The following is a 5,856-nucleotide window of genomic DNA, read 5'->3' as shown; positions in this document are numbered from 1 at the left end:
GTGGGTGCTTGGCGGCTCCCACAACCAACCCGGAGGTCCCTCCTCACATCAAGATCCGCCTTCAGCGGAGGCAGTGCACCAACCTGCCCGATCAGTACAGCTAGCGGTCGCCGGGCCGGGCGCAGGACCGTTGCGCGGGCGGGGGCGCCGGAGCACACTCCCGGCACCGTCCCGAGGAGGAGAGCGTGCGCATCAGCCAACTGCTCCGGCGCAAGGGCTCCGACGTGGCCACCGTCGAGGCGTCCGCGAGCATCCGGTCGGCCCTCCAGCTGCTGGCGGAGAGGGAGGTCGGAGCCCTCGTCGTGTCGCCCGACGGCCGCCGGGTGGAGGGGATCGTCTCCGAGCGGGACGTCGCGCGGGGGCTGCACGAGCGGGGGAGCGACCTGCTCGGCCAGCCGGTGTCCAGTGTGATGACGACCGAGGTGCACGTCTGCCCCCCGGACGCCACCGTGGACGGCCTCGCGCGGACGATGACCGACCACCGGGTGCGGCACGTGCCCGTCGTCGCCGAGGGCGTCCTGGTCGGCATCGTCTCGATCGGCGACGTCGTCAAGGCGCGGCTGGACGAGCTGGAGGCGGAGCGCCAGCAGCTGGTCGCCTACATCCAGACCTGACGCCCGCTCAGCCCAGGAGCTGGGCGACGGTGTAGATGACCAGGCCCGCGAGGCCGCCGACGACGGTGCCGTTCACCCGGATCCACTGCAGGTCACGGCCCACCTGCAGCTCGATCCGCCGGCTGGTCTCCTCGGTGTCCCACCGGGCGACGGTGCTGCTGACCAGGTCGGCGAGGTCGCCGGAGAAGCGCTCGGCGACGTAGCCCGCCACCTGGCCGCTGTGCCGCTGCACCAGCTCCCGCACGGTGGGGTCGGTGCGCAGCAGCCGCGCCCCGTCGAGGATGAGCGCGGTCACGCGGGCGCGCAGGGGGGACGCCGGGTCGGCCGCGGCGGTCAGCACCGCGTCCTTCGCCGTCGTCCAGAGCGAGCCGGACCAGTCGCGCACGGCGGGGTGGGCCAGCACCTCGTGCTTGAACTCCTCCACCCGCGCGGCGGTGGCCGGGTCGGTCCGCAGGGCGTGCACGTAGGCGCGCAGCCGGGCGTCGTAGGCGCGGCGCAGCTCGTGGCGGGGGTCGGCGGCGACCTCGGCGAGGAAGCGGTGCACCCCCGCGAAGGCCCGGTCGAAGACCCGGTCGTCGACCCAGTCGGGCACCCAGGCGGGGGAGGCGTCGCCGAGCTGCGCCCGGAACACCAGCCGGTTCTCGTCGAGGAACCGGGCCATGAGGCGCATGGCCGCGGACAGCACCTCCTGGTGGCGGTCGCCGTCGACCACGAGCTCGAGCACCCGGGCCAGCGCGGGGGCGGCGGGGGTGTCGTGCAGCTTGCGCGCGACGAGCGCGGCGACGGCGGGCTGCAGGTCGTCGTCCTTGACCAGCTGGGTGAGGCCGGTCAGCGCGGTGGCGGCGTCGCCACCGAGGCGCTCGGCCCGCCCGGGGGCGGCCAGGAAGGCGCCGAGCCGGCCGGGGACGTCGATGGTGGCGAGCTTCTCCGCGACGACGGCGCGGGTCAGGAAGTTCTCCTGCACGAAGGTGCCGAGGCTCTCGCCGATCTGGTCCTTCTTGCGCGGGATGATCGCGGTGTGCGGGATGGGCAGCCGCAGCGGGTGCCGGAAGAGCGCGGTGACGGCGAACCAGTCCGCCAGCGCCCCGACCATGGAGGCCTCCGCCGTCGCCCGGACGTAGCCGACCCACGCGCCGGCCTCCTCGCCCAGCAGCACGCAGCCGAGGAAGACGACCGCGGCGAGCAGGAACAGCCCGGTCGCCAGCCGCTTCATCCGGGTCAGGTCCCGGGCCCGGGCCGGGTCGTCGAGCGAGCCGGCCAGCGGGGCGGTCAATCGGGGGGCGGCCACCCGGCCCAGCCTAGGGAGCCGGGCCGGGCGGTCGCCGGGGTCCTAGTCGGTCTCGCCCAGGACGACCTCGACGGTGCGGGTGTCGCCGCCGCGGCGCACGGTCAGCTCGACCGTGTCGCCCGGCGCCTCGCTGCGGATCGCGGCGGTCAGCTCCGTGGAGGTCGTGACCGGGCGCTCGCCGACGGCGGTCACGACGTCGCCGACCCGCAGCCCGCCCTCCTCGGCCGCGCTGCCCGGCTCCACCAGCGCCACCTCGGCGCCGGTGCCGACCTCGCGGTTCTGGTCGTCGGCGGCGGTGCTGGCGCGGACCCCGAGGTAGGCGCGGGTGGCGTCACCGGTCTCGATGATCTGCTGGGCGACGCGCTGCGCGGTGTTGGCGGGGATCGCGAAGCCGACGCCGATGTTGCCGCTCTGCCCCTGCCCGCCGGGCAGGCCCGAGGCGACGGTGGCGATCGCGGTGTTGATGCCGATCACCTCGCCGGCGCCGTCGACCAGCGCACCACCGGAGTTGCCGGGGTTGATGGCCGCGTCGGTCTGGATGGCGTCGAGGACGGTGGCGTCGTCCTGCGTGGAGCCGGTGGCGACGGCGCGGCCCGTGGCGCTGATGATCCCGTCGGTCACGGTGTTGGACAGGCCCAGCGGGGCGCCGATGGCGACGGCGACGTCACCGATCTGCACCTCGTCGGAGTCGGCGAACGTGGCCGCGACCAGGTCCTCCGCGCCGTCGAGGCGGAGGACGGCGAGGTCGGAGGCGGGGTCGGTGCCCACGATCTCGGCGTCGTAGAGGGTGCCGTCGGCGGTGCGCACCTGGACGGCGCCGGCCCCGCTCGCCCCCTCGGCGATGACGTGGTTGTTGGTGAGCACGTAGCCGTCGGCGGTCAGGACGACCCCGGAGCCGCTGCCCGCGCCGGAGCCGCTGCTCACGTACACGGTGACGACGCTCGGTGCGGCCTTGGCCGCGGCGGCCGTGGCGGTGGTCGCCCGGTCGGGGTTCTCGATGGTCACGCTCTGCGCGGAGGCCGGCGACCCGGTACCGGCGGCCGGCTCGTCGACCAGGGCTACGACGCCGGCTCCGGCCCCACCGCCGATCACCGCCCCGGCGACCAGGCCGGCCAGCCCGATGCGCAGCCGGCTCCCGCGGCGCGGGGTGCGCTGCTCGGCCGGCGCCGGCAGCCCGCCGTAACCGGGGTAGCCCGGCGTCAGCAGGGGCTGGGGGGTGGTCGGCTGCGGCGCCGCCGGCGGCTGCCAGGCGAACTGCTGCCCCGCGCCGTGGTGCTGGTGCTGGTGCTCGGTCACGCGTCGTTCCTCTCCTCGCAGCCGTGCGGCTGCTGCGTCGGAACCCACTGTCGGCCCTTCCACTGGCGCAACGCTGGAGGGGTGCTGTGAGCTTCCTGGACGCCGTGGTCAGCGCGGGACGGGCAGCACCCGGCCGCGGGCGACGAGCTCGGTGACCGCCCACACGGCCAGCACCTCGGCGGCCAGCAGCCCGACCAGGACCAGCAGCTGCGCCGCCCCCGCTTCGAGCGGGCTGCCGCCGCCGAGCAGCACGCCCACGAAGGCGCCGGGCAGGGTGACCAGCCCGACCGTGCGGGTCTGGTCGAGCGGCGGCACGAGCGCGGTCCCGGCGACCGGGCGGCCGACCAGCAGCACCGCGTCGCGGGGGAGCAGCCCGACCGCGAGCGCGGCCTCCACCTCGCCGCGCCGCTGCGCGAGCTCCTCGCGCAGGCGCCGGCCCGCGAGGGAGGTGGCGGTCATGGCGCCGCCGATCAGGATGCCGGCGATGGGGATGACCGCCTCGCCGCGGAGCGGCACGGTGCCGCTGGCCAGCACGAGGGCGACCACGGGGGCGGCGCCGCCGACCACCGGGACGGCGATGGCCGCCAGCCGGGCGACGGCCCCGGGTGAGCGCAGCGGCCGGCCGGTGGCGCGCCCGGCCGCGGTGGCGGTGGCCACCGACACCATGAGGAGGACGAAGGCGGCGGAGAGCCAGAGCGACCGGACGACGACCAGGAGCAGGGCCGAGACGACGGTGAGCTGCGCCGTGGCGCGCGCCGCCGCGACGAGCACCGGCCGGTCCTCGCCCAGCCCGGACACCCGCCCGCTCACCGCGGCCAGCGCGGTCAGCGCGACGAGCACCGCACCCAGGCGGAGGTCGACGTCGACCACCGAGGAGCCCACGGCGCCCGATCCTGCCTGGTCACCGGGGCGCTCGGCGGGGCGGGGTGCCGTCCGCGGAACTCCGTGTGCAGCGGCGGCCCGGGGCGGGTAGTGGGCGGTCCCGGGCCGGGCTCCGCACCGTGGCCCGCTGCCCGTCCCGTCGGCCCCGTGGAGCTGTCCGTGCCCGTCCGTGGTCCTCTCGTCCGGTTCCTCATCGGCGTCGGCCTGGCCTGCGCGGCCGTGCTGGCGGTCGTCGGCGGCATCGCGCTCCGGGGCCCGGGCCTGGTGGCGGTCTGCGTCTCCGGCGCGCTCGCGGGGTGCGTGGCGGCCGGGGTGGCGCGCGAGGCGCCGCGGCCGGGCCGCCGGTCGGTGCTCGAGTCGGCCGGCCAGGCGGCGGCCGTCACGATCGGGGCGCTGCTGGTGGTGAGCGGGACGGCGGTGCTCGCCGGCGGGGGCGTGGCGCTGCTGCTGCTCGGGCTCGGTGCGGCCGGCTGGGCGGCTCTCCGGTGGGCGCGCGACCGGCGCGAGGCCGCATTGCGCGCGGTGCCCCCGCTGGGCGCGGTGGCCGGGCCCGTGGGCGGGGCGTCGACGGCGACCCTCGGGGAGGAGTGGCGGCGCACCGGTGCGGAGCTGCAGCGGCCGCTGACCCCGGCGGTGCGGCAGCGGCTGGTGGCCCGCCGGGCGCAGGTGCTCGACGAGCTGGAGCGCCGCGACCCGGACGGCTTCGCCCGCTGGCTGGCCGCCGGGCCGCTGGGCAGCGTCGACCCGACCGGCTTCGTCCGCGGCACCCCGCCGCGCGCCGACCCCAGCACGGAGACCGAGGCGGCCTGACCCTCGGGTTGCCCGACCACCGGGAGGACGGCCGGGCCCGGGGGTGAGCCGGGTCAGGCCCGCTCGGCGGCCGCCGCGATGTCGTCGAGGTCCTGCTGCAGCGCCTTGGCCACGGCCCGGCGTCCCAGCGGCGCGGTGACCGCGCCGAGCACCCGCGCCACGGTGCTCGTGGGCCGGCCGCCGAAGGTCATCGTCACGTCCGTGCCCCCGTCGGCGGACGGGGCGAACGCGAGGGTCGAGACGTAGTGGGCGCCCCGGCCCGCCGCCTCGACCCGGTAGGAGCGCTGCGGCTCCACCGCGGTCACGGTCATCTCCTCGGTCGCCGACCGGCCCATCATCGTGCGGGTCTCCCGCCACCGCGTCCCGACGTCGAAGGGGCCCGGGGTGAGCACCTCCACGGCGTCGACCCCGCGGAGCACCTGCGGCGAACCCGTCAGGTCGGTCGCCACCTGCCAGACCTGCTGCACCGGCGCGGCCACGTGCCGGCGGACCACCACGTCCTGCACGGCTGCCTCCCTCGACTCCCGCGCCGCCGTCCTGCGGCACGGCCAGCCTGCCACCGGGGGACGACGGGATCGAGGGGGCGCGAGCCGGGAGGCAGCGCGGACCCGTCCCGGGAGAGGCTGGCCGGAGCCGGAGCCGGAGCCGGAGCCGGAGCGCGGGCAGCTCCCCCCGCGGCCACGAGGCAGGTACGACGGCAGCCCCTGGACGATCAGCGGGTCGGACGGCGCCGCGCGGTTCCGCCCCGGCCGTGTCCCTATCCTTGTCCCGGGACCTGTCCCCACGTCCCGCCGGCGTGGCGCAACTGGTAGCGCACCCGACTTGTAATCGGGCGGTTAGGGGTTCGAGTCCCCTCGTCGGCTCAGTTGCGATGTCGCGGGACACCGTTCACAGGTGTCCCGCGACATCGTTCACGTTGGGGCTTGGCGTTGGTAGTCCCGGGTCGGGTCGAGCTGCAGATCGGTG

At 76.8% G+C, this 5,856-nt stretch carries 6 protein-coding genes and 1 tRNA gene; 3 read left to right on the top strand and 4 right to left on the bottom strand.

Annotation, left to right across the window (positions count from 1 at the left end; translation table 11 throughout):
* The first annotated feature begins 185 nt into the window (after positions 1–185).
* Entirely contained in the window at positions 186–614 is a 429-nt protein-coding gene (locus E9565_RS21430) for a CBS domain-containing protein (protein ID WP_236824913.1), read from the top strand.
* 7 nt (positions 615–621) lie between these two features.
* Here E9565_RS21430 and E9565_RS21425 read toward each other — a convergent pair whose 3' ends face one another.
* The 3 genes from E9565_RS21425 to E9565_RS21415 all read right to left on the bottom strand — a co-directional run bounded on the left by E9565_RS21425 (position 622) and on the right by E9565_RS21415 (position 4,080).
* Positions 622–1,902: a DUF445 domain-containing protein gene (locus tag E9565_RS21425; protein WP_236824912.1), complete on the bottom strand. Its 1,281-nt coding sequence runs from the start codon at positions 1,900–1,902 to the stop codon at positions 622–624.
* 42 nt (positions 1,903–1,944) lie between these two features.
* A complete protein-coding gene (locus tag E9565_RS21420) occupies positions 1,945–3,198 on the bottom strand; it encodes a S1C family serine protease (RefSeq protein WP_236824911.1) in 1,254 nt (417 codons plus the stop codon).
* A gap of 108 nt (positions 3,199–3,306) precedes the next feature.
* A complete protein-coding gene (locus E9565_RS21415; protein WP_236824910.1) occupies positions 3,307–4,080 on the bottom strand; it encodes an ABC transporter permease in 774 nt (257 codons plus the stop codon).
* A 147-nt stretch (positions 4,081–4,227) separates the two neighbouring features.
* On the opposite strand from E9565_RS21415, the gene E9565_RS21410 reads away from it, so the two are divergent.
* The gene (locus tag E9565_RS21410) at positions 4,228–4,890 is read left to right on the top strand and encodes a hypothetical protein (protein WP_236824909.1); all 663 of its coding nucleotides are present in this window, start codon (positions 4,228–4,230) and stop codon (positions 4,888–4,890) included.
* A gap of 53 nt (positions 4,891–4,943) precedes the next feature.
* On the opposite strand, the gene E9565_RS21405 is transcribed toward E9565_RS21410, so the two are convergent.
* A complete protein-coding gene (locus tag E9565_RS21405) occupies positions 4,944–5,396 on the bottom strand; it encodes an SRPBCC family protein (RefSeq protein ID WP_236824908.1) in 453 nt (150 codons plus the stop codon).
* Positions 5,397–5,680: 284 nt separating this feature from the next.
* Here E9565_RS21405 and E9565_RS21400 point away from each other — a divergent pair.
* Positions 5,681–5,753 (top strand) — tRNA-Thr (locus tag E9565_RS21400).
* Positions 5,754–5,856 lie beyond the last annotated feature (103 nt).

The sequence above is a fragment of the Blastococcus sp. KM273129 genome, assembly GCF_021698995.1.
Lineage (GTDB): Bacteria > Actinomycetota > Actinomycetes > Mycobacteriales > Geodermatophilaceae > Blastococcus.
Note: the sequence above shows the minus strand (reverse complement) of the source record. Positions and strands in the feature narration are given on the sequence as shown.